Annotated in this window: 20 protein-coding genes and 1 other RNA gene; 11 read left to right on the forward strand and 10 right to left on the reverse strand. The window is 56.8% G+C overall.

Going from position 1 to position 23,572, the window contains the following annotated elements; genetic code table 11:
- Positions 1–309: 309 nt before the first annotated feature.
- From dapB to grpE, 4 genes are all read right to left on the reverse strand, one after another.
- Entirely contained in the window at positions 310–1,113 is an 804-nt protein-coding gene (dapB, locus tag AC13DJ_RS07695; RefSeq protein WP_232903155.1) for a 4-hydroxy-tetrahydrodipicolinate reductase, read from the reverse strand.
- 11 nt (positions 1,114–1,124) lie between these two features.
- Positions 1,125–2,252: a molecular chaperone DnaJ gene (gene dnaJ, locus AC13DJ_RS07700; protein ID WP_022988307.1), complete on the reverse strand. Its 1,128-nt coding sequence runs from the start codon at positions 2,250–2,252 to the stop codon at positions 1,125–1,127.
- 78 nt (positions 2,253–2,330) lie between these two features.
- A complete protein-coding gene (gene dnaK / locus AC13DJ_RS07705; protein WP_058341805.1) occupies positions 2,331–4,250 on the reverse strand; it encodes a molecular chaperone DnaK in 1,920 nt (639 codons plus the stop codon).
- A gap of 120 nt (positions 4,251–4,370) precedes the next feature.
- A complete protein-coding gene (gene grpE, locus AC13DJ_RS07710) occupies positions 4,371–4,949 on the reverse strand; it encodes a nucleotide exchange factor GrpE (protein WP_273133670.1) in 579 nt (192 codons plus the stop codon).
- A 263-nt stretch (positions 4,950–5,212) separates the two neighbouring features.
- Here grpE and recN point away from each other — a divergent pair, with 263 nt between their 5' ends.
- On the forward strand, positions 5,213–6,892 hold the full coding sequence (gene recN / locus AC13DJ_RS07715) for a DNA repair protein RecN (protein WP_482933555.1): 1,680 nt from the start codon (positions 5,213–5,215) through the stop codon (positions 6,890–6,892).
- 64 nt (positions 6,893–6,956) lie between these two features.
- Here recN and fur read toward each other — a convergent pair whose 3' ends face one another.
- Positions 6,957–7,376, reverse strand: a complete 420-nt coding sequence (gene fur, locus AC13DJ_RS07720; RefSeq protein WP_022988311.1) for a ferric iron uptake transcriptional regulator — start codon at positions 7,374–7,376, stop codon at positions 6,957–6,959.
- 123 nt (positions 7,377–7,499) lie between these two features.
- Here fur and AC13DJ_RS07725 point away from each other — a divergent pair, with 123 nt between their 5' ends.
- The gene (locus AC13DJ_RS07725) at positions 7,500–7,832 is read left to right on the forward strand and encodes an outer membrane protein assembly factor BamE (protein ID WP_058341809.1); all 333 of its coding nucleotides are present in this window, start codon (positions 7,500–7,502) and stop codon (positions 7,830–7,832) included.
- Positions 7,833–7,835: 3 nt separating this feature from the next.
- Here AC13DJ_RS07725 and AC13DJ_RS07730 read toward each other — a convergent pair whose 3' ends face one another.
- From AC13DJ_RS07730 to AC13DJ_RS07740, 3 genes are all read right to left on the reverse strand, one after another.
- Positions 7,836–8,114 carry an RnfH family protein gene (locus tag AC13DJ_RS07730; protein ID WP_273133668.1) on the reverse strand — a complete coding sequence of 93 codons (279 nt, stop codon included), beginning with the start codon at positions 8,112–8,114 and terminating at the stop codon, positions 7,836–7,838.
- Positions 8,114–8,560: a type II toxin-antitoxin system RatA family toxin gene (locus AC13DJ_RS07735; RefSeq protein ID WP_022988314.1), complete on the reverse strand. Its 447-nt coding sequence runs from the start codon at positions 8,558–8,560 to the stop codon at positions 8,114–8,116. Before AC13DJ_RS07735 ends, AC13DJ_RS07730 begins: the two co-directional genes overlap by 1 nt.
- A gap of 64 nt (positions 8,561–8,624) precedes the next feature.
- Positions 8,625–10,121, reverse strand: coding sequence for a sodium-dependent transporter (locus AC13DJ_RS07740; protein ID WP_482933556.1), 1,497 nt, complete (start codon positions 10,119–10,121; stop codon positions 8,625–8,627).
- A 179-nt stretch (positions 10,122–10,300) separates the two neighbouring features.
- Between AC13DJ_RS07740 and smpB the strand changes: the two genes are divergently transcribed.
- The 8 genes from smpB to AC13DJ_RS07780 all read left to right on the forward strand — a co-directional run bounded on the left by smpB (position 10,301) and on the right by AC13DJ_RS07780 (position 21,227).
- On the forward strand, positions 10,301–10,783 hold the full coding sequence (gene smpB / locus AC13DJ_RS07745) for an SsrA-binding protein SmpB (RefSeq protein ID WP_022988316.1): 483 nt from the start codon (positions 10,301–10,303) through the stop codon (positions 10,781–10,783).
- A gap of 128 nt (positions 10,784–10,911) precedes the next feature.
- Positions 10,912–11,276: a transfer-messenger RNA gene (gene ssrA, locus AC13DJ_RS07750) on the forward strand.
- Between the two features lie 272 nt (positions 11,277–11,548).
- Positions 11,549–13,261: a class I SAM-dependent DNA methyltransferase gene (locus AC13DJ_RS07755; protein WP_482933557.1), complete on the forward strand. Its 1,713-nt coding sequence runs from the start codon at positions 11,549–11,551 to the stop codon at positions 13,259–13,261.
- A gap of 27 nt (positions 13,262–13,288) precedes the next feature.
- The gene (locus AC13DJ_RS07760; protein WP_482933558.1) at positions 13,289–13,903 is read left to right on the forward strand and encodes a Fic/DOC family protein; all 615 of its coding nucleotides are present in this window, start codon (positions 13,289–13,291) and stop codon (positions 13,901–13,903) included.
- A gap of 426 nt (positions 13,904–14,329) precedes the next feature.
- Complete coding sequence (locus tag AC13DJ_RS07765) at positions 14,330–15,811, forward strand: restriction endonuclease subunit S (RefSeq protein ID WP_482933559.1); 1,482 nt, start codon at positions 14,330–14,332, stop codon at positions 15,809–15,811.
- Entirely contained in the window at positions 15,804–16,991 is a 1,188-nt protein-coding gene (locus tag AC13DJ_RS07770; protein ID WP_482933560.1) for a DUF4268 domain-containing protein, read from the forward strand. The genes AC13DJ_RS07765 and AC13DJ_RS07770 overlap by 8 nt, the downstream gene beginning before the upstream one ends.
- 47 nt (positions 16,992–17,038) lie before the next feature.
- Positions 17,039–18,061 (forward strand): virulence RhuM family protein/type II toxin-antitoxin system death-on-curing family toxin, encoded by a 1,023-nt coding sequence (locus AC13DJ_RS07775; protein ID WP_482933561.1) that lies wholly within the window; start codon positions 17,039–17,041, stop codon positions 18,059–18,061.
- Positions 18,062–18,071: 10 nt separating this feature from the next.
- The gene (locus AC13DJ_RS07780; RefSeq protein ID WP_482933562.1) at positions 18,072–21,227 is read left to right on the forward strand and encodes a type I restriction endonuclease subunit R; all 3,156 of its coding nucleotides are present in this window, start codon (positions 18,072–18,074) and stop codon (positions 21,225–21,227) included.
- A gap of 702 nt (positions 21,228–21,929) precedes the next feature.
- Here the strand turns inward: AC13DJ_RS07780 and AC13DJ_RS07785 are convergent.
- Complete coding sequence (locus AC13DJ_RS07785) at positions 21,930–22,496, reverse strand: PIN domain-containing protein (RefSeq protein WP_288371849.1); 567 nt, start codon at positions 22,494–22,496, stop codon at positions 21,930–21,932.
- 6 nt (positions 22,497–22,502) lie between these two features.
- Entirely contained in the window at positions 22,503–22,955 is a 453-nt protein-coding gene (locus tag AC13DJ_RS07790; protein WP_058341822.1) for a helix-turn-helix domain-containing protein, read from the reverse strand.
- Positions 22,956–23,297: 342 nt separating this feature from the next.
- On the opposite strand from AC13DJ_RS07790, the gene AC13DJ_RS07795 reads away from it, so the two are divergent.
- On the forward strand, positions 23,298–23,543 hold the full coding sequence (locus tag AC13DJ_RS07795; protein WP_022988318.1) for a peptidoglycan-associated lipoprotein: 246 nt from the start codon (positions 23,298–23,300) through the stop codon (positions 23,541–23,543).
- Positions 23,544–23,572 lie beyond the last annotated feature (29 nt).

A 23,572-nucleotide genomic window follows, 5' to 3' on the forward strand; every position in this document is an offset into this window, starting at 1 on the left:
GCAGTCAAATCGCCTTATTGTAAGCGATTCTGGCCGTTTTTGTCCACGGGGATTTGTCCAGTCGTCTTTGACGCAACTCCGGCCGAAGGTTCGGGTCGCTCTTCCGAAAACCGCTACAAGCTCGTCCATGAGCGCTTATTTCAGGCCATCCATGGCCTTCAAAATTTTCGGAAGAGCGACCCGAACCTTCAGCCTCAGTGTTAGCCTCACACGAAAAGCAACTCTTCAGTCTTTTTCCGTGTCCTTCCGTGGTTTCCGTGGCACAAAACCTTTTCTTTTCGTGTTCTTTCGTGGATTTAGTGGCAAAAATCAGCCTTTAAGGCCCAAAACATCCTGCATGTCATACAAACCAGCCGCCTTACCCTCAAGCCACAAAGCAGCCCGCATAGCACCTTTGGCAAAGGTCATCCGGCTACTGGCCTTATGGGTAATCTCGATGCGCTCGCCTTCGGTGGCGAACAGCACGGTGTGGTCGCCTACCACGTCCCCGGCACGGATGGTTTCGAAACCGATTTCCTTGCGGGTGCGTTCGCCGGTGAAACCTTCGCGGCCGTACACTGCGCACTCTTTCAGATCGCGGCCCAAGGCGTCAGCCACGACTTCGCCCATACGCAGGGCGGTGCCGGAGGGGGCGTCTTTTTTGTGGCGGTGGTGGGCTTCGATGATTTCCACGTCGTAGTCGTCGCCCAGGGTCGCCGCGGCGGTGCGCAGGAGGTTGAGGACGACGTTAACGCCCACGCTCATGTTGGGGGCGAAGACGACCGGGGTGGATTCGGCGGCCAGGGCTAGCTGTTCTTTTTCGGCGTCGGTCATGCCGGTGGTGCCGATGACCAGCATCTTGCCGTTAGCGCTGCAGAACTTTGCGTTTTCCAGGGTTAGATCCGGGAAGGTGAAGTCCACCAGTACGTCGAAGTCGTCTTTTACGTCGTCCAGGCTGCCAGCCATTTTTACGCCGGTTTTGCCAACGCTGGTCATTTCGCCGGCGTCGGCGCCGATCAGGCTGCTGCCCGGCTCGACGATGGCGGCGCCGAGTTCAAGGCCCTCGGTGCCGTCTACCGCTTCGATCAGTACCTTGCCCATGCGCCCGGCGGCGCCGATGATTGCTACCCGCATCTGTTCTGCCCTCAGAATTTCATTTCGTCGAAGAAGTTTTTCACACCCTCAAACCAGGAGGTTTTCTTCGGAGCATGATGGGTGCCGTTGCTGCCGTCCAGCGTTTGCTGGAATTCTTCCAGCAGTTCTTTCTGGCGCTTGGTCAGTTTCACCGGGGTTTCCACCATCACCCGGCACAGCAGGTCGCCGGCAGGGCCACCACGCACCGGGCTAACGCCTTTGTTGCGCAGGCGGAAAAGCTTGCCGGTCTGGGTTTCAGCCGGGATTTTCAGCTTCACACGGCCATCCAGTGTAGGCACTTCCAGCTCACCACCCAGGGCAGCATCCACGATGCTGATGGGCACTTCGCAGTACAGGTTGCGGCCGTCGCGAGTGAAGATGGAGTGTTCACGCACAGCCACCTGGACGTACAGGTCGCCTGGAGGGCCACCATCTACGCCCATTTCACCTTCGCCAGACAGGCGGATGCGGTCGCCGGTATCCACGCCGGGCGGCACTTTGACCGACAGGGTTTTGTCCTGGCGAACACGACCCTGACCGTGGCAGGCCTTGCAGGGATCCTTGATGATCTGGCCAGAGCCACGGCAGGTCGGACAGGCCTGCTGCACGGTGAAGAAGCCCTGCTGCATGCGTACCTGCCCCATACCCTGACAGGTACCACAGGTTTCCGGCCGGGAGCCTTTTTCGGCGCCGCTGCCCTCACAGACATCACATTCCTTGTGGCCCGGAATCTTGATTTCGACGGACTTGCCCTTAACGGCTTCTTCAAGGTCCAGCTCGAGGGTGTAGCGCAGGTCTGAGCCACGGGTATTGCGGCCACGACCGCCACCACCACCGAAGATATCACCAAACACGTCTCCGAAGATGTCGGAGAAGCTGCCGCCACCGCCGAAGCCACCGGCACCGGCCTGGCCGTCTACACCGGCATGACCGAACTGGTCATACGCAGCGCGCTTGCCGGAGTCAGCGAGCACCTCGTAGGCTTCGGTGGCCTCTTTGAATTTACTGTCGGCATCCTGGTCATCCGGGTTACGGTCTGGATGGTATTTCATCGCGAGCTTCCGATATGCCCGCTTTATTTCCTTCTCATCCGCTCCCCGGGCAACCCCGAGTACTTCGTAATAATCGCGCTTGGCCATACTTCAAAACCCTGTTGCTATAACGCGGAAAACGCGGGGCTACCCCCGCGTTTTCCAACTGCCTGATGTACTTCGGATTTACTTCTTGTCGTCGTCTTTGACTTCTTCGAACTCGGCATCAACCGCGTCGTCTGCAGCCTGGGCACCTTCCTGCCCGTCAGCCTGCTGCGCCTGGTCAGCCTGATCCGCGTACATTTTCTGGGCCAGCTCGGAAGAGACTTCAGTCAGCTTCTGGGTCTTGGCTTCGATATCTTCCTTATCGGTACCCTTCAGAGCTTCTTCGAGGTCCTTGATGGCGCCTTCGATGGACTCTTTTTCGGCCTCGGTGACTTTGTCGCCGGCTTCGGTCAGGGTCTTGCGTACGGCGTGAACCATGGCATCGCCCTGGTTACGAGCCTGTACCAGCTCTTCGAACTTGCGATCTTCCTCGGCGTTGGCCTCGGCATCGCGCACCATCTTCTCGATTTCGTCATCGTTCAGGCCGGAAGAGGCCTTGATTACGATGGACTGCTCTTTACCGGTCGCCTTGTCTTTGGCAGACACGTTCAGGATACCGTTGGCGTCAATGTCGAAAGTCACTTCGATCTGCGGCACACCGCGGGGTGCCGGCGGAATGTCGGCCAGGTCGAAACGACCCAGTGACTTGTTCTGTGCCGCCTGCTTGCGCTCACCCTGAACAACGTGGATGGTTACCGCAGTCTGGTTGTCGTCCGCTGTGGAGAAGGTCTGCGATTTCTTGGTCGGAATCGTGGTGTTCTTCTCGATCAGCGGAGTGGCCACACCACCCATGGTTTCGATACCCAGGGTCAGCGGGGTTACGTCTAGCAGCAGTACGTCTTTCACGTCGCCAGACAGTACCGCACCCTGAATGGCAGCACCCATGGCTACGGCTTCATCCGGGTTTACATCTTTGCGCGGCTCTTTGCCGAAGAATTCCTTAACCTTCTCCTGCACCAGCGGCATACGGGTCTGACCACCCACCAGGATAACTTCGTCGATTTCAGAGGCCTTCATGCCAGCGTCCTGCAGAGCCACTTTACAGGGCTCGAGGCTGCGCTGAACCAGCTCTTCTACCAGCGATTCCAGCTTGGCGCGGGTCAGTTTCACGTTCATGTGCTTGGGACCAGACGCATCTGCAGTGATGTACGGCAGGTTTACGTCGGTCTGCTGGCTGCTGGACAGCTCGATCTTGGCCTTTTCGCCGGCTTCCTTCAGGCGCTGCATGGCCAGGGAGTCACCGCGCAGGTCGATGCCGCTGTCTTTCTTGAACTGGTCCGCCAGGTATTCGATGACCTTCATGTCGAAGTCTTCACCACCCAGGAAGGTATCCCCGTTGGTGGCCAGTACTTCAAACTGGTGCTCGCCGTCTACGTCGGCAATCTCGATGATGGACAGGTCAAAGGTACCACCGCCCAGATCGTAGACCGCTACGGTACGGTCGCCGCTCTGCTTGTCCATGCCGTAGGCCAGGGCTGCGGCAGTCGGCTCGTTGATGATCCGCTTAACTTCCAGGCCGGCAATCCTGCCCGCATCTTTGGTAGCCTGGCGCTGGCTGTCGTTGAAGTAAGCCGGCACGGTGATAACCGCTTCGGTTACTGTCTCGCCCAGGTAGTCTTCTGCAGTCTTCTTCATTTTCTTGAGGACTTCGGCAGAAACCTGCGGCGGAGCCATCTTCTGGCCTTTCACTTCTACCCAGGCATCGCCGTTATCAGCCTTGGCGATCTTGTACGGCACCATCTTGATGTCTTTCTGAACCACGTCATCTTCAAAACGACGACCGATCAGACGCTTGATGGCGTACAGGGTATTTGCCGGGTTGGTGACCGCCTGGCGCTTGGCAGACTGGCCAACCAGTGTTTCGTTGTCGTCAGTGTAGGCAATGATGGACGGGGTGGTGCGATCACCCTCGGCGTTTTCAATTACCTTTACCTTGTCGCCATCCATGATGGCCACACAGGAGTTGGTGGTTCCCAGGTCGATACCAATAATTTTGCTCATCGAATCACTCCAAGATCTTTCTGAATTCTGCTCCGGAGTGAGACCACCCCGGCTGTCGCTGTTTAATCGCTATATTGGCGCTTTCAGCGGCTTTTCAAGCCCCGGCGGCGCCTTTTTTGATCAATTTTCTGCTTTTGCCACTACAACCATGGCCGGACGAACAACACGGCCGTTCAGCAGATAACCCTTCTGCACCACCGCCACCACACTATTGGGCTCGGCGTCCGGGGCCGGCACCATAGACATGGCTTCGTGCTGCTGCGGGTCGAACGGTTCACCCACCGGGTTCACCTGCTCCACGTTGAATTTCTTCAGGCTGCTCATGAACAGGCTGAGGGTCATTTCCGCGCCTTCGCGGATAGAAGCCACCAGTTCGCTGGCGTCTTCCTGCCCTTCCGTGCTTTCCACGGCCTTCTCCAGGCTGTCGGCCACCGGCAGCAATTCCTTGACGAATTTTTCCAGCGCAAACTTGTGCGCCTTTTCCACGTCGATTTCGGCCCGGCGGCGCACGTTCTGCATTTCTGCCTGGGAGCGCAACGCCTGGTCCTGGTACTCCTGCAGCTTGGCCTTCAGGGCATCCAGCTCGGAACCCTCCTGCCCCGCCTCGCCAGCTTCCGGCTCGGCATCAGCCTGTTCCGCCTGCGCGGCTTCGTTCAGCTCTTCTTCTACCTGTTCGTTGCGCTTTTCGTCAGCACTCATGACAACTCCTGATGGATTTTCCCAGGGCCCGAAGGCCTGCGGCTGGTTTAAGCCCCGCCCGTTTCAGGGCAGGAAAATACGACTTTGCGAACGAATATGGGGCCCGCCGGGCGGGTTTCAACCTTCCGGGATGCATTCTTTACAAATTCGGGGCACAGGTTATTTGCAAACAGGAAAAACCCTGTATATATTCACAGCAACTGTATGGAATCACAGTATTCGAAATTTTCAGAGACAACAGACTCTGAACGGAGGTAATCAGCATGCTTATCCAACTGACGGTCTCGAACTACGCCATTGCTGAACGGGTTGAATTGCAGTTCAGCAAGGGCATGACAGCACTCACCGGCGAAACCGGTGCTGGCAAGTCTATCGTTCTGGATGCCCTAGGCCTGGCCATGGGCGGCCGCGCAGACGCCGGAGCTGTGCGCCACGGAGCCGAGCGTGCCGATATCAACGCCAGTTTCGATATCTCGAGAATTCCGGAAGCCCGGCAATGGCTTGAAGCCCACGAACTGGATGACAAGGAAGACTGCATCCTGCGCCGCACCATCCGCAAAGATGGCCGCAGCAAAGCGTTTATTAACGGCCAGCCCTGCCCGCTGTCCCAGCTCAAAGAACTGGGCGGCCTGCTGATGGACATCCACAGCCAGCACCAGCACCAGTCACTGTTGCGCAAAGACACCCACCGCAAACTGCTGGACGAGTTCGCCGGCGCCGAACAACTGGCCGACCAGGCCCGCAACGCCTGGAAAGTCTGGAACGCCACCCGACAGAAACTGGAACAGCGCCGGCACAACGCCGACGAAGCCGAGGCCAGGCTGCAACTGCTTCGCTACCAGGTAGAGGAACTGGACCGGCTGGCACTGGAAGACGGCGAACAGGAGACCCTTGAGCAGGAGCAGGCCCAGCTGAGCCAGGCGGATGCAGTACTGCACAGCAGTCACCAGGCCGCCCTGCTCTGCACCGAAGATGACACCAGCGCAGCCGCCCTGGTACGCCAGGCCCTGCAGCAACTGGAGCAACTGCCGCTGGAAGTCCCGGCACTGGCCGATACCCTGCAGATGCTGAACGAAGCACAGATCCAGATTTCCGAAGCCGGCGACAACCTGCGCCGGTTTGTTGACGACTATGAAGCCGACCCGGCGCGGTTAGCCGAGGTGGAAGAACGCCTGAGCGCCATTTACCAGATGGCCCGCAAGCACCGGATTACCCCGGAAGAGTTGCCGGAACTGCACCAGCGCCTAGCTGCAGAACTGGCCGAACTGGACGGCGGCGAAGGCAGCCTGGAACAGCTTGAAGCTGAGCGGGAAAACCTGCGCAAACAATTCGATGAGCTGGCAGCACAGCTGTCTGCCAAACGGGAACAGGCCGCCATGGAACTGGACCAGCGGATTGCCCGGGAACTGGCCCAGCTAAGCATGCCCAACATGCAGTTTGTCACCCACCTGAGCGGCAATACTGACAACGAGCCGGCACCCCATGGCATGGAAGATATCGAATTCCTGGTCAGCGCCAACCCCGGCCAGCCGGCGCGCCCACTGGCCAAGGTGGCCTCCGGCGGTGAATTGTCACGGATCAGCCTGGCCATCCAGGTGGTTGTGGCACAAACCTCCACAACACCCACGCTGGTGTTCGATGAAGTGGACGTAGGTATTGGCGGCGGCACTGCCGAAGTGGTGGGCCGACTGCTGCGGTCACTGGGGGATAACGGCCAGGTACTGTGTGTGACTCACTTGCCGCAGGTGGCCGCCCAGTGCCATCAGCACCTGTTTGTCAGCAAGTTTACTGAGAAAGAAGCGACTTACTCGCGCATTGAGGCACTGGATGACCAGGGCAGGATCAGCGAGGTAGCAAGAATGCTGGGTGGCGTGGACATGACCGAGCACACCATTGCCCATGCCCGGGAGATGTTCGTAAAGGGCCAGGCGACCCATCACTGAAATCCCCTCTCGATTCGGAGAGCTTCGGGGCCGGCACTTGCTGGCCCCTTTTTTTATCGTTTGATTACTTCTTACCGGCGTTCAGAGGTTTTACGTACAGGATCAGGCTGTGATCGACAATCTCGTAGCCGTGTTCTGCCGCAATCTTCTGCTGACGCTCTTCGATGACCTCGTCCACAAACTCGATCACTTCACCGGTCTGGGTGCAGACCATGTGGTCGTGGTGATCGTCGCCGGCCATTTCGAACACAGCATGGCCGCCTTCAAAGTTGTGGCGCAATACCAGGCCAGCTGCCTCAAACTGGGTCAGCACCCGGTAAACGGTCGCAAGGCCCACATCGTCACCCTGGTCGAGCAACTTCTTGTAGACGTCTTCAGCACTCAGATGATGCTCCTTGGCGTTCTCCAGAATATTGAAGATTTTCACCCTGGGCAGAGTAACCTTAAGACCGACTTTTCGTAATTCGGCGTTTTCAGATGGCATGCTACTATTCACTCGTTGGTGTGCCTTACGGCTTCCGGTATGATGAAGCCGCCGTTCAACGGTTAAACCCGTTTCACACCTGCCAAAGGCAGGCGATTTCAAGATAGAGGATTTCCCCTGGCGATGCAAAAGCTCACCGCTATCATTCTTATTGGCATTTTATCCTTGTCAGGCTGCGTCTTCCCCGGCGTTTACAAGATCAACGTACAGCAGGGAAACATTGTTACCGACGAAGAGCTGACTGAACTCTCCGAAGGCATGCCACGCAGCCAGGTACACGCGGTACTGGGCAGCCCGCTGATGCTGAACCCGGTCGATCCTTCCAGGGAATACTACGTGTACACCTTCCAGCGAAGGGGTGGTGACATCGAAGAACAACGCATCATCGTTTACTACAACGGCGACCAGTACAGCCACTACGAAGCCCAGCTGCTGGAAGAAACCCCAGCCTACTAAGCTTCAGGCTTTCTTTTTGGCCCGGTTCAGGCGTGCCTGTTTCGGGTCGATCTTGAGCGGCCGGTACAGCTCTACCCGGTCGCCTTCCCGCAACTCGTGGCTGGCCGGATCTTTGATCACCTTGCCGAACACGCCCATATCGATAGCGTCCGGCTCGATTTCCGGAAAGATATCCACAATACCCGAAAGCTTTACCGCCTCCAGCGCCGTAGCGCCCTCCGGAACCTTAACCGGCACAATCTGCTGCTTGTCGGGCCGGGCGTATGCCACCTCTACCTGCATTACACCAATCCTCCGCGATAGATTTCATCCGCGCGACGGCAGAAGGCGTCCACCATGGTGTTGGCAGCCTGATTGAAGACCGGGCCGAAGGTCATTCGGGACAACGAGCCGCCAAATTCAAACTCCAGCGTGAGGATAACCTTGCAGGCATTGTCGTCCAGCGACCGGAAATGCCAGCGACCGGTCAGGTTCTTGAGCGGGCCATCCACCAGCTTCATTTCGATGCTTTCCGGCATCAGCAGCTGGTTGCGTGTAGTCAGGCGATGTCGCACACCACCCTTGGCGATTTCCAGTGACGCCATAATCTCGGCATCGGTACGCTCGTGCACTTCCGCCCCGGCGCACCAGGGCAGAAACTCGGGATAACGCGCCACGTCGTTGACCAGGTGGAACATGCGTTCGGCCGAATGCATAACCAGCGCGGTTTTATCAATCTGATGAGCCATGTAAAACGGAATTCCTGCGCTTTTTTACTACTACTGACACCAACCGCTGTCACCGGCCGATGGGTCATTCACCATGATACTGGATATCCGGCCCGTTTGGGGCGTTTTCAACCGGCGCCGAAGCTTCGGCAACCGGCGTACCCGGCCCGCACCAGATCGCATCGTTGCCGTGATCACAAAGATTAGACAATGAAAAGATGGTGTACTGAATACCGACCCACAACGCCACAACCGGCAGCACCAGCCGCATCACCCAATACCAGAGCTTGCGGAAAAACGCCGGGGCATCGCCCAGAATCTGCGCACTGTAGCGGCGAGTCAGACACCAGCCGGCGAAGGTGGCAACAAGCATGGCAACCACCGGAATCAGGATGCCGCCGGTCACCAGCTCCAGCCAGCGGTAAACCGTGGCACCTGCCAGCTGATAATCGGCCCAGACGTTGAACGAAAACAGCGAGGCCAGGCCCGCCAGCCACACCGCCAGGCCCACACACACCACAGACCATCCCCTTGGCGCGCCGAGCCATTCCCGCAACCAGCCCACCACGGGCTCCAACAGGGAGATAGAGGTCGCCCAGACAATCAGCACCACCAGCAGGAATACCGCGGTGATCACTACCTGGCTGAACGGCACCTGGGCCAGTGCCACCGGCAGCGAGACAAACAACAGGCTGAAGCCTCGCTCGCCATCCAGGCTGGTGCCGTCAAGCGCAATGGAAAACATCATCACACCGGCAACAATCGCCACCAGGGTATCCATCAGCACCACCGCCAGAATGGATCGTTTCAGGCGGGTTTCCGCCGTGGTGTAGGCACCAAAGATCGCCCATACCCCAACCCCGAGCCCCAAGGTGTAAAAGGCATGGAAGAAGGCTGCCTTGATGCTGTCGAGGCTTAACTGTTCCGGCCGGAAGGTCAGAATGTGATCAACCCCGGATTCCAGCCGCCCATGCCCGGCGGACAGGGCAAACAACACCGCCAGCAACACTAACGTACAAGGCACCACAATGCGCAGCGAACGCTCCAATCCCTTCACGACACCCCGTGCCGACACCGCCAGTACCAGTAGCAGGAAGAACCCGTGCCAGGCCATAAACTCCCGGTAACGCTCCGGGCTTGAAACCAGCTCGGCCAGCACCGCCGAAGCGGAAGTTGTGGTCGCACCGCTGAACTGGCCGGAAGCACCGGCAAACACATAGGCCAGCACAATGCCGCCAAACACTGCGGTAAATGACAGTACCAGGAAGGCTGCAATCACACTCAGGGGACCGGTCAGGTGCCACAAGCGGTGGCTGCCGGCGTTGCGCACAAAGCCATCCATGGCCAGCACGATCCCGTGCCGGGAGTGCCGCCCGAACACCGCCTCTGTCACCATCAGTGGCAAAGCCACCAGCAACAGGCACGCCAGGTACAACAGGATAAACAGACCGCCACCGTGAATACTGGCCAGGTAGGGAAACTGCCACAGGTTGGCAAGGCCCACGGTTGCACCAACCGAGGCCCAGAAGAAGCTGGATTTACGAGTAAACGACCCTATGGATGTCTGGTACTTGTGCGGCATTCCGGCCCCTGAAAAGCTATAGCCGCTTATTGTAGCCGATGCCGGCGGCGGTAAACGACCATTGTGGCACCCCGGCGGCGAAATCGTGACCCGTCTGGCAGACCTGAGCTACAATGCCCGCTTTGCCGGCCCTCTATTAACCGCCGGCCAAGTCATTCTTCCGATCCCGGACAGGATTCATGAGCAAGAAGAAAGCAAGCGGACCAACCAGTAACACCATTGCCCTGAACAAGAAGGCAAAGCACGAATACCACATTGAGGAACGCTTCGAAGCGGGCCTGGCCCTGCTTGGCTGGGAAGTGAAGTCTCTGCGTGCCGGCAAGGCGCAACTGGTGGATGCCTATGTCCTGCTCAAAGACGGCGAAGCCTGGCTGCTTGGCGCCCACATTACACCGCTCAATACGGCGTCTACCCATGTGATTGCCGACCCCACCCGCACCCGGAAACTGCTGCTGCACGCCAAGGAAATTGCAAAGATTATCGGCCAGGTCAACCAGGCCGGGCACACATGTATCCCGCTGGCGCTATACTGGAAAGGCAACAAAGTGAAGTGCGAGATCGCCCTGGTAAAAGGCAAGAAGCTGTTCGACAAGCGGGCGACAGAAAAAGAGCGGGACTGGAACAGGCAGAAGCAGCGAATTATGCGCGAAGCCAACACCTGAGGCTGGGACACAAGGAGGGGGTATGGATCTTCGCGCTGCGTCGTGATACGGATAGGTACAAATAACCGCCACGATAGTGAAACACCCCTTGAAGTATCGGGAGCCGCCCACATATACTCCAAGTAAGAGGGGACGACATGGCTTCGACGCTGGTGGCGAACCCTTGGGTGCATGTCGAGATGGCAGCCAATCTCGTTAATCCAAAGCTGCAACGCAATAGTCGCAAACGACGAAAACTACGCACTAGCAGCGTAAGCTGCTAGTCGTCCTGACCGGGTCGCCCGTAGCTCGGAAGCAACATCTCAGGACGTCATCGCTTACGGGATGCTCCTTTATCCAGAGCTCACTGGCTAAAGGCTAAGATTTAAAGAGCTCGCCTCTTGCACCCTGGCCTTCGGGTCGCTTGAGGTTAAAACAATAGAAGGACACTAAGCATGTAGATCTCAAGGCCTAGTGCTGGCGGACGCGGGTTCAATTCCCGCCGTCTCCACCACCTTCCAAGAGAAAAGCCCCTGATTTCAGGGGCTTTTTTCGTTTCTGACCTTCCGTTTTTTCTTCAGGTGTCATCGGCGCTTAACCTTGCCTAACCCCACCAAGTAACGTAAAACAACCCTATATCGAGTGGTTAGCAAGCAATACACCCCCGGTATTGCCCGTTACGCTCCGGAACAATCCAAGGCACGAACCGACACAGCCTGTCGCTCCGTGCCTTTACGCTTTAACAGAGAACGAAAGCCGTAACTTCTCATAGGGAACAACCGAGCAATGAACAACACGGAACAGCAATTCCTCAAAGCCCTGGACGACAAACTCTGGAAAGCCGCCGACAAGCTCCGCGCCAACCTGGATGCCGCCAACTACAAGCATGTGGTGCTGGGCCTGATCTTCCTGAAGTACGTCTCCGATGCCTTCGAGGAGCGCCAGGAGGAGTTGCTGGAGCGGTTCAAGGATGAGAACGACGACATCTACTACTTGCCGCCGGAAGACTACGACGGCGACGAGGACTACCAGCAAGCGCTGCTGGAAGAACTGGAAGTATTAGATTACTACCGCGAGGCCAACGTGTTCTGGGTACCCAAGCCCGCCCGCTGGAGCACCCTGAAAGAGAAAGCCGTGCTGCCCGTGGGCACCGTGCTCTGGAAAGACGATGCCGGCAACGACGTAAAGCTGCGCTCCGTGTCCTGGCTGGTCGATAACGCCCTGGAAGAAATCGAGAAGAGCAACGCCAAGCTCAAGGGCATCCTCAACCGCATCAGCCAGTACCAGCTGGACAACGACAAGCTGCTGGGCCTGATCAACACCTTCTCCGACACCTCCTTCACCCGGCCGGTATTCGAGGGCGAGAAGCTGAGCCTGCACAGCAAAGATATCCTCGGCCATGTGTACGAATACTTTCTGGGCCAGTTCGCCCTCGCCGAAGGCAAGCAGGGCGGCCAGTATTACACCCCCAAGAGCATCGTCACCCTGATTGTCGAAATGCTGCAGCCCTACTCCGGCCGGGTGTACGACCCGGCCATGGGCTCCGGCGGATTTTTTGTCTCCAGCGACAAGTTCATCGAGGAACACGCCAGCGAGCAGCACTACGACGCCTCTGAACAGAAAAAGCACATCTCCGTGTACGGCCAGGAGTCCAACCCCACCACCTGGAAGCTGGCCGCCATGAATATGGCCATCCGGGGCATCGACTTCAACTTCGGCAAGAAAAACGCCGACACCTTCCTGGACGACCAGCACCCAGACTTGCGCGCCGACTTTGTGATGGCCAACCCGCCGTTCAACATCAGAGACTGGTGGAGCGAATCCCTGGCCGACGACGTGCGCTGGAAGTACGGCACCCCGCCCAAGGGCAACGCTAACTTTGGCTGGATGCAGCACATGATCCACCACCTGGCGCCCACCGGCAGCATGGCCCTGCTGCTGGCCAACGGTTCCATGAGTTCCAACACCAACAACGAAGGCGAAATCCGTAAACGCCTTGTGGAAGAAGACCTGGTGGAATGCATGGTCGCCCTGCCCGGCCAGCTGTTCACCAACACCCAGATCCCGGCGTGTATCTGGTTTCTGACCAAAGACAAAGCCAACGGCATGGTGCGCAACGAGAAAAAGCGCGACCGCCGGGAAGAGTTCCTGTTCATCGACGCCCGCAACCTGGGCTTCATGCGGGATCGGGTCCTGCGGGACTTCACCAACGACGACATCGCCAAGATCGCCGACACCTTCCATGCCTGGCAGCGTGGTGAGGGTTATGAGGATGTCGCCGGCTTCTGCAAATCCGCCAGCCTGGATGAAATCAAGAAGCACGACTTTGTGCTGACACCGGGGCGCTATGTGGGTGCTCAGGAGCAGGAAGACGATGGAGAGCCCTTTGCAGTGAAGATGGCGCGATTGACCGGACAGTTACGGGAGCAGTTTGCAGAGAGTGACCGGCTGGAGGCTGAGATCAAGCGGAATCTTGGGGGGCTGGGGTATGAACTCTGAGCGTCCTCTGCAAATGAGGCCATCGCTATGAGTCGCTACGACATTACCGGCAGCGAGGGCGAGTACCAGCCGGGCTCCGACAACAAAGTATTGCGTAATCTCCCAGGAATTACCGACCCGGAGGAAATGAACATAGCAGAGACAGACCTGCTTGAAGAACTCTACCTACAGGTATTCGACAATTTCCCGGAAGAGCTCACCTTCGAGACGCTCTGCCAGTGGCATCGTGCCTGGCTGGGTAATGTGTATAGCTGGGCAGGCCAGAGTCGTACCGTTGACATGTCCAAGCCGAACATCCGGTTTGCGTCACCGGTCCAGATTCCAAAGCTGGCAGAGACATTTGAAGCGCGCTATCTCTCCCGTTTTTACGAGCTTCCCGAGATGAGCGACGAAGAACTGGTCGCTTTCCTCGCCGAAGTGCATGTGGAGTTCATCCTGATTCACCCTTTTCGGGAGGGCAACGGGCGGATATCGCGATTACTACTGGATGTAATGGCCACCAAGGCCGGTGCCGAGCCGCTCGACTACAGCCTTTGGGATGAACACAAGGACTTCTACTTTAAAGCCATTCAGGCGGGGCGAGACGGAGATTATCAATACGTTGAACGCCTGATCCAGGACGTTCTGGAGGCACAACAGTGAGCCGGTTTATCGTGAATCAGGAAGCCAACGCTAACTTTCTTGTGCGGCGCGAGCGAGACTTCAGACGCTTCTCGATGACCTCGGTTCCCTCACCGGTCTCGATGGCGCTTGAACTGGCGACAGCTCTCAGAATGCTGGCGCGGGAAACTGATACCTTGTCTGAGCTTTTTTTACGAACCATGGGGCGACTCCGGAACGAAATGACCTGTGAAATTATAACACTTGGCAGGCGCACAGTCCCGCCAGTATTCGGAAGGGCCCTTCTCTCGCAATTGGATACGAAGGCAACCTTATCCAGTAAGTCAGCGCTGTTATCTAGTAAGCTGGCTCCATTATCTAGTAACCAGGCTCTGACGAAGCAACAGAGACTAGCTTCGAATAACTGGAGTCCGGGGACTGAGATCAAGCAGCATGATGGGGGTTGGAATGAGCGCTGACCTTAGAGAGATTTGGACGAATGCAGGAGGCAGCACACCAGCTCACTGGGATTTTGTGCGATTTGAAGATCTACTTGCCGACCCCAAATCGATCGCCGTAGGGGTGATGTATCCCGGAAACCACTATGCGTCTGGAGTACCTTTAATCAAAGTCTCAGATGTCAAGAACGGCGCAGTGGTTGGTGAACCCGACTTTCGCATTAGCGAAACAGTCAACCATGAGTACCGTAGAACAAGCCTATCTGGCAACGAATTGCTAATCACGCTCGTTGGAAACCCTGGCGATTGTGCGATTGTCGATGAGAGCATGGCTGGCTGGAATGCTGCTCGAGCGCTCGCAGTAGTCAGATTAAAAGACCCAACACTTCGAACTTGGTTAAGGTACGTTCTCCTGAGCAGCACCGCCAAACATTTGATTGATGCCAGGCTCAATACAACGGTTCAAAAAACGCTAAACCTGAAGGACATAAGAAGCCTCCCAATACCCGTTGCGCCCCAAACCGAACGTAATGCAATTGTTGGGACAGCAGCTGCCCTTGAGAACAAAATTAACGTTAACCACCGAATCAACCACACTCTGGATCAGATGGCCCAAGCCATCTTCAAAAGCTGGTTTGTCGATTTCGAGCCGGTCAAAGCCAAGATCGCCGTACTGGAAGCCGGCGGCAGCGATGAAGACGCTTTGCTCGCCGCCATGCAGGCCATTTCCGGCAAAGGCGAAGCGGAGCTAACCCGCCTCCAGACCGAACAGCCCGAGCAATACGCCGAGCTCCGCGCCACCGCCGAGCTGTTTCCGTCGGCTATGCAGGATAGTGAGTTGGGGGAGATTCCGGAGGGGTGGGACGTCAAATCAGCGGAGTCTCAGTTTCAAATTACTATTGGAAAAACACCGCCAAGGAAGGAGCCAGAATGGTTCTCCGGGAGCCCAGATCACGTTAAGTGGCTATCGATAAGAAAGATGGGCGAAGGAAATGTCTTTGCAACTGATAGCGATGAGTACTTGACCCAAGAGGCCGTTGACAAATTCAAAATTAAAATTTGCCCTGAAGGCACAGTTCTTCTGAGCTTCAAGCTCACCCTGGGTAGGGTTGTTATCGCGAAAACAGACATGGCCACTAATGAAGCGATCGCCCATTTCAGGATTAGCACCAACAGCCCAGGCAGCTATTGGACTTACCTATGTCTCAGTCAGTTTGACTATTCGACTTTAGGCAGTACATCTTCCATAGCGACTGCCGTCAACTCGAAGACCATCAAACAGATGCCCCTTATAATTCCCGATGATGCATTACTCCAGTGCTTCGAAAAAATCGTGACTCCCATATTTGAGGGCATATGCAACTACCAGTTAAATAAGGCGTCACTCGCAAATTTGCGGGATAGCTTGCTCCCCAAACTCCTATCCGGCGAACTCTCCCTATCCGACGCAGAGGGTCAGCTAGCGGAAGAGGCGGAACCAGCAAATGTTTAAAATCGACCCCACCGCCAACCGCATCAACCCCCTGGAAGTAAAACGTTTCAGTGACCTCGGCTTCACCGAGCGCAAACACCTGCAGGAATGGCTGGAGAACTACCCCCAGGCGCTGATCCAAGGCGACGGCGACGAGCTGCTGATTATCCAGAAAGAGTTCGACGGCTTCGACGATACCCGTGAGCGGCTCGATCTACTCGCCATCGACAAGGAAGGCAATCTGGTCATCATCGAAAACAAGCTCGATGACAGCGGCCGGGATGTGGTGTGGCAGGCGCTCAAGTACGCCAGCTACTGCGCCAACCTCAAAAAGCAGCAGGTGGTGGAGATCTTCCAGCGCTACCTTAACCAGAAAGCCCAGAACGAAGGCAGCGCCCCAGCCGATGCAGAGAGCGTTTTGCTGGAGTTCCTGCAGGCCGACGATCTGCAATCAGTGCAGCTCAATACCCTGAAAAGCCAGCGCCTGATTCTGGTGGCCGCGCACTACCGCAAGGAAGTCACCAACACCGTGCTCTGGCTGAGCCAATTCGGCGTCAACTGCCAGTGCTTCAAGGTGACGCCCTACCAGGCCGGTGCAGAGCTGTTCCTGAACGTGGAGCAGATCATCCCCACCCCGGAAGCCTCGGACTTTATGATTGGCATGATGGCCAAGGAGGCCGAGGAAAAGAGCGCCAGCAATGAACAAAAGAGCCGGCATACGCTGCGTCTGTCTTTCTGGGAACAAACCCTGGAGGCCTTTGGCCGTAGTAACTGCTCGCTGTTTAACAACATCAGTCCAGCCAAAGATCACTGGTTAAATGCTGGCTCCGGGATCAGTGGCATGGGTTACCAGTTAATCTTTGGCAAAAATGAAGTGCGTGTTGGATTAAGTATGCAAAGCAGCCGTGCCGAGGCGAACCGCTTTGTATTTGACCGACTGCAGACCATGAAATCCCAGATTGAAACTGCTTTTGGTAACGAACTGGTATGGCTGCCCCTACCAGACAAGATTGCGTGCCGTATCCAGTATGAAAAGCCTGTCGATGGCTACAACAAGGCCAACTGGCCCGAGATGGTCGAATGGTTGGTGGAGCACATGACCCGGCTGGAAAAAGCGCTGAGCGGGCCGCTGGACAAAGTGCGGCAGGAGCTGAAAACAACAAACTTCAGTAAAGAGCCGGGCACAGAGCACGATGCATAAGCCATTGACTATACTGAGCGGCTTGTAAACAACGACAAGGAACTGTCATGGCTGAACAACAAGTACGAATCTTCACCTCAACCGACGGCCAGGCGCAGCTGGAAGTGGCACTGGAGCAGGAAACCGTCTGGCTCAGCCAAGTCCAGATGGCGGAGCTGTTTGGCAAAGACGTGCGCACCGTCAACGAGCACGTGGGCAATGTGTTCCAGGAGGGCGAACTAGAGAAAGAACCAACTATCCGGAAATTCCGGATAGTTCGCCAAGAGGGCAAGCGTCAGGTTCAGCGGGACATTGATCACTACAATCTGGACATGATCATCTCTGTTGGCTACCGGGTGAAATCCCAGCGTGGCGTGCAATTTCGTAAATGGGCAACCCAGGTTCTCAAAGACCACCTCGTTCAGGGCTACACCCTCAATCAACGCCGCTTGGCCGAGCGCGGCATCGAGTTTGAGCAGGCCGTTGACCTGCTGAGCCGCACCCTCACCAATCAAGGCCTGGTGTCCAACGAAGGCGAAGCCGTCGCCCGGGTAATCAGCGACTACGCCCGCTCCTGGAGCCTGCTGCAGGGCTACGACGAGCAGCAGCTGGCCGAGGTTGGCATCAAGCAGCCGGATATGCAGCCGCTGGAGCTGGACGAGGCACTAAAAGCCATTGGCGAACTCAAGCAAACGCTCATGGCCAAGGGCGAGGCCACCGAGCTGTTCGGCCAGTTACGGGGTGACGGCCTGGCTTCGGCGTTGGCCACTATCGAGCAGGGCTTTGGTGATGAGCTCTTTTACCCGAACGTGGCCACCCGTGCCGCTCACCTGCTCTACTTCGTGATCAAGAACCACCCGCTGGCCGACGGCAACAAGCGCTGTGGCTCGTTTCTGTTTCTGTGGTATCTGCGCCGCAACGCCGCTTTGTTGGCGCGACCGGTAGAACAACTGATTAATGACAACACCCTGGTGGCCTTGGCCCTGCTGGTGGCGGAAAGCCTGCCGGATCAGAAAACCCTGATGATCCGGCTGATTGAGCATTTCCTGCTGCTGAGGGAGCCCGCCGATGTCAGAAGTGAAGGGAAATAAGGACTGAGGTATGACGGAAGATCAGCTGGAACAACAATGCCTGCAATGGTTTGCCGAAGGCGGCTGGGAGATCGCCCACGGGCCAGACCTGGCACCAGAGGGCGAAGCCCCGGAACGGGCCGATTACCGGCAGGTATTGTTACTGGCGGATCTCGAGGCGGCTATTCACCGCATCAACCCTCACCTGCCCCAGAGCGCCGTTGAGCAAGCTGTGGCCGTTGTCCGCAAACCCGAAAGCCTGGATGTGGTGATTAGCAACCGGGCCTTCCACCGCCTGCTGCTGGATGGTGTACCGGTGGAGTACAAGCGCGACGACAAGGTAGTTCACGACCAGGCCTTTCTGGTGGACTTCGGCGACCTGTCCGCCAACCGCTTCCGGGCCATCAACCAGTTCACCCTCGAAGGCTCCAAACAGCTCCGCCGGCCGGACGTGGTCTGTTTTATCAACGGCCTGCCCCTGGCGGTACTGGAGCTGAAGAGCCCCGGTGCCGAGAACGTGAACATCTGGGATGCCTACAACCAGATCCAGACCTACAAAGACGAATGCTCCGATCTGTTCGCCTACAACGAGGCGGCGATTATCAGCGACGGCTATCTGGCCCGCGTGGGTTCCCTAACCGCCAGCCAGGAACGCTACATGCCCTGGCGCACCATCAAGCATGAGGACGACAAGCCCCTGCTGGAATGGCAGCTGGAAACCATGGTGCGGGGCTTCTTCGACCGTGAGCTGTTCCTGGATTACATCCGGTACTTCGTAATCTTCGAGACGGATTCCGACAAACTGATCAAGAAGATTGCTGGTTATCACCAGTTCCATGCGGTGCGTGAGGCTGTTCGTGCAACTGTGATTGCCGCTCGGGATATGAGCGGCGATGGTATCAGCGAGAAGCGGGCCACCTACGGCGACGAGGTTCTGCCGGGCAGCAAGAAAGCTGGGGTGGTGTGGCACACCCAGGGCTCTGGCAAAAGCATTTCTATGTGCTGTTACGCCGGCAAGCTGCTGCAACAGTCGGAGATGAACAACCCCACGTTGATTGTCGTCACCGACCGCAACGATCTGGACGGCCAACTGTTCGCCACCTTCAGCGCGGCCCGGGAATTGTTGAAGCAAGAGCCCGTGCAGGCCGATGACCGTGACACCCTGCGCCGCCTGCTGTCAGAGCGGGAATCCGGCGGCATCATCTTCACCACGGTTCAGAAATTCGCGCTACTGAACGACGAATCCGGCCACCCGATTCTGAACGACCGCCACAACATCGTGGTGATCTCAGACGAAGCCCACCGCAGCCAGTACGGCCTGAAAGCCACCCTCAAGAAAGACGGCACCTACAAGTTCGGCTACGCCCGCCACATGCGCGATGCCTTGCCCAATGCCTCGTTCATCGGCTTTACCGGCACACCCATCGAGAGCGAAGACAAAGACACCCGAGCCGTGTTCGGCGATTACGTGTCCATCTACGACATCCAGGATGCGGTGGACGATGGTGCGACCGTGCCCATCTTCTACGAATCCCGCCTGGCCAAGCTGGACATCAACCGCGAGCAGATCGAGGAGTTGTCTGACCAGGTGGAGGAAGTGGTTGAAGACGACGAAGACGTTGGCAGCCGCGAGAAAACCAAGGGCGAGTGGAGCCGGCTGGAGAAGCTGGTCGGCGCCGGCCCGCGCCTGAAGCAGGTGGCGAAAGACCTGGTAAACCACTTTGAAACCCGCTCCAGCACCATAGACGGCAAGGCCATGATTGTGGCCATGAGCCGGGAGATTGCGGTTTACCTGTATAACGAGATTGTCGCACTGCGCCCGGAATGGCACGACGACGATCCAGAGAAAGGCGCCATCAAGGTTGTGATGACCGGTTCCGCCTCTGACCGAGCTCTGCTGCAGCCGCACATCCACAACAAGCAGACCAAGAAACGGTTCGAGAAGCGCTTCAAGGACATCAACGACCCGCTCAGGCTGGTGATCGTACGGGATATGTGGCTGACCGGCTTCGATGCGCCCTGCTGCCACACCATGTACGTGGACAAGCCCATGAAGGGCCACAACCTGATGCAGGCCATTGCCCGGGTAAACCGCGTGTTCAAGGACAAGCCCGGCGGGCTGGTAGTGGATTACATCGGCATTGCCAACGAGCTCAAGCAGGCCCTGAAAACCTACACCGATGCCAAGGGCAAGGGCTCCCCCACCCACAGTGCCGAGGAAGCCTACGCCATCCTGCTCGAGAAGCTGGACATCATCCACGGCATGTTTGCGCCTGGCCCCAAAAGCAAGGGATTCAGCTATAGCGGTTTTGACACCGAGCCCCGCAAGGTTCTGCTGGCCACCGCGAACTACGTGCTCAGTCTGGATGATGGCAAGAAGCGCTTCCTGGATACCGTGCTGGCCATGAACAAGGCCTTCTCACTGTGCGCCACCCTGGACGAAGCTCAGGCGTTGCAGAAGGAGGTGGCGTTCCTGTCGCAGGTGAAGACCGCCATCACCAAGTTCACCAGCGTAGACAAGAAGCTGACCGAGGAAGAGAAGAACACCGCCCTGAAGCAGATCCTGGACAACGCGCTGGTGGCCGAAGGGGTAACGGAGGTCTTCGCCCTGTGCGGCCTGGACAAGCCCAACATCGGCCTGCTCTCTGACGAGTTTCTGGAAGACGTTCGGCAGATGCCCTACAAGAACTTCGCCGTGGAACTTCTGGAAAAGCTGCTCAAGGACGACATCAAGGCCAAAACCCGCAACAACGTAGTGCAGGAGAAGAAGTACGCCGACCGCCTGCAGGAGACGCTGCGCAAGTACAACAACCGGGGTATCGAGACAGCCCAGGTGATCGAAGAGCTGATCGCCATGGCCAAGCAGTTCCAGGCTGAAATGGAACGGGATGCTGCCCTCGGCCTGAACCCGGACGAAGTGGCCTTCTACGACGCCCTGGCCAGCAACGAAAGCGCCGTGCGGGAGCTGGGCGACGAGATCCTGAAGAAGATCGCCGTGGAGATCACCGACAAGCTGCGAAAATCCACCACCGTGGACTGGCAGGTGCGGGAAAGCGTGCGGGCCAAGCTGAGGATTCTGGTGCGGCGGACGTTGCAGCGTTACAAGTATCCGCCGGATAAAGCGCCGGCAGCGATTGAACTGATCATGGAACAGGCGGAAGCCCTGTCTAACCACTGGACGAAGTAATGTATTACTACACCGAGGACTTCGACGACAGAAGTTAAGGCTATGAGGAACAACTGAGTATTGTTTTACTCATCGTGGACTAGCGCGTTGATAGCTCATGTTGAAAAATGTTGAACGAAGAACAGCCCTTAATCGTGCTTCGATAGCCCAAACTTGGGGCTCTGAGTTCCTGCCTGTTCCAGGGGTAGCGAGTGCTTAATGTGGGTATGCATGTGGGTATTTTCAAAGGCATACCCAAAGACATCTCAACTTATTCAATATGTTACAAGACAACTTCAGTGGACGCCGTCTCCATCACCTTCCAGAGAAAAGCCCCGGACTTCCGGGGCTTTTTTCGTTTCAGCCCTTCGGCTTTTTCTTGAGGTGCCAACCAAGTATCAACGGCGCTTGACGGATTGCACACTTGAACCAGAAAACCCCGCGCTCCAGCCTCAGCCCGCTGGAAAAAGCCAGGGCCAGAACTGCTAAAGAATCCTTAGGAGTTCAGTTGTTGCAAATTTTGCAGTAACTGCCAAAACCAGAATAACTTGAACTATCCGGCATTTCCGGAAAGTTTGATCAAGGATTAGACGCATACATACGAAACCGGCAACCACCGAGGTTTTCTCGGCAGTTCCTTAACATGCAGTCTGTGGAGTTTCGGCCTCTAGTGCTCCACCGGGTTAGCAGCCAAACCCATGTGTTCCATTCAGGAACCTGTGGTTAGAGAAAATCCGCAAACTCCCGAAGCTTCGAAACTGTTTGGGGTAATTGCTGCTTTTGCAGCGTTGCCAGAAAGGTATCGACACTGAGCGACGGATTCTTCAGTGCCGACCGCTGGGCCTGAAAGGCACGACAACACACCGTTGGCGCCATGTCGATCTGGTAGAGAATAAAATCGTCCGGGTGAATTACTTCGATATCGTACTGGCGAAGCGATGCATCAGGAAAGTCCTTGAGGTTGAAAGTAACGATGGCATTGGCGTTACAACGGATTGCGGCGGCCAGCACATGGCGATCATCCGGATCCGGAAGGTCCAGCCCCTCAATAAGCGGTTCGTAACCGTAAACTTTTGCATCTCGCACGTGCCGATCCATCAGCTCCTTCACCCGCAACAAACTTTCCGGCGAATGTTTTTTCGCCCTCAATAGCGCGTTGATCCACTCGTCGTGGATGCGATCTGTCCAGTGCGCCTTGAACAGGTCAGTTAATGCCAGCCGCATTAACGCATCTCTCAATGGCGCCGGATACAGAACACAGGCATCGTAAACGGCGGTAAATTTACTCATTACCTGTCAGTACCCCATTCCCTCGTCCTGTGACAGTTGCGCCAGCTCGTCCAGTGTTGCTTGCCGCTGGCCGTCTACCCGCTCCTTGTAGCTCAATACGTCCTGCAGCTTAACTCGCCGGTGAGCACCCACCTTCCGGAAGGGTATATCCCCAGCTTCCAAAAGCCGCACAAGGAACGGGCGGCTGACGTTCAGGAGGTTGGCCGCATCCTGCGTGCTGATTTCCTGATGATAGGGGATCAAACTGATGGCATTACCCTGAGACACCTCCGCCAGTACGTCCAATAAAATCTGCAATACATGCCCCGGCAGCACCAACTCGTCAGACTCGCCGTTGCTGCCGCGTAGCGAAAGCTGTACTCGATCTACATCGGCGTACTTGGACAGGGTGCGACTGGAGAGTTTGGCCTCTTCCACCTCGGCCGCCGTAGGCAAATGCACAATTTTCTGAGCAGACATCGCATCTCCCCCCTGATGTGAAAGCGACAAATATATAAAGGAGCACTATAACCAACAAACGAAACAAACGAAACAAACAAAACAAACGAAATAAACAATTGATAACCCGACGCAGGCCGAGACTGTTGCGCGAAAGCTTGGATGTGGTGACCAGTAAACCGGGGCTTTTTCGTTTATGTCCCACCAAAACAACCTGCCCAATATTTGCACAACTCCGAACCCTGTGCTTGGATAAAACCGATAGGCCAGTTGGATGGCACAGCCTTTCGCCCCCCCCCATATCCGGCGCACCCACACTGGCTGCCCGGGTATCGAATCCTTGAAAACGGAGTTGGTGTTGTTATGGCTTACGAAACGATAGACGGACAAAAATACGAAAAAGAACTGCTCGATCTGGCCCGCAAGCACACAACCGGGCGTGGTGAAGGCAAGTTATCGAAGGATGAGGTTGCCGATTTATTCGAGTCCGCCCAGGACGGCCCCGGCGTAACCGATACCGAAAAGGCCACGCTGGCCTACATTCGCAAGAGCTTTGAATTTACCGATGCGGCCGCAAAGGACTTTGATGCCGCCTTTGCCAAACTCTAACCATTTTCCACAAAGGCTCCCGGTGCCGG

This window comes from Marinobacter sp. L-46, from assembly GCF_056859535.1.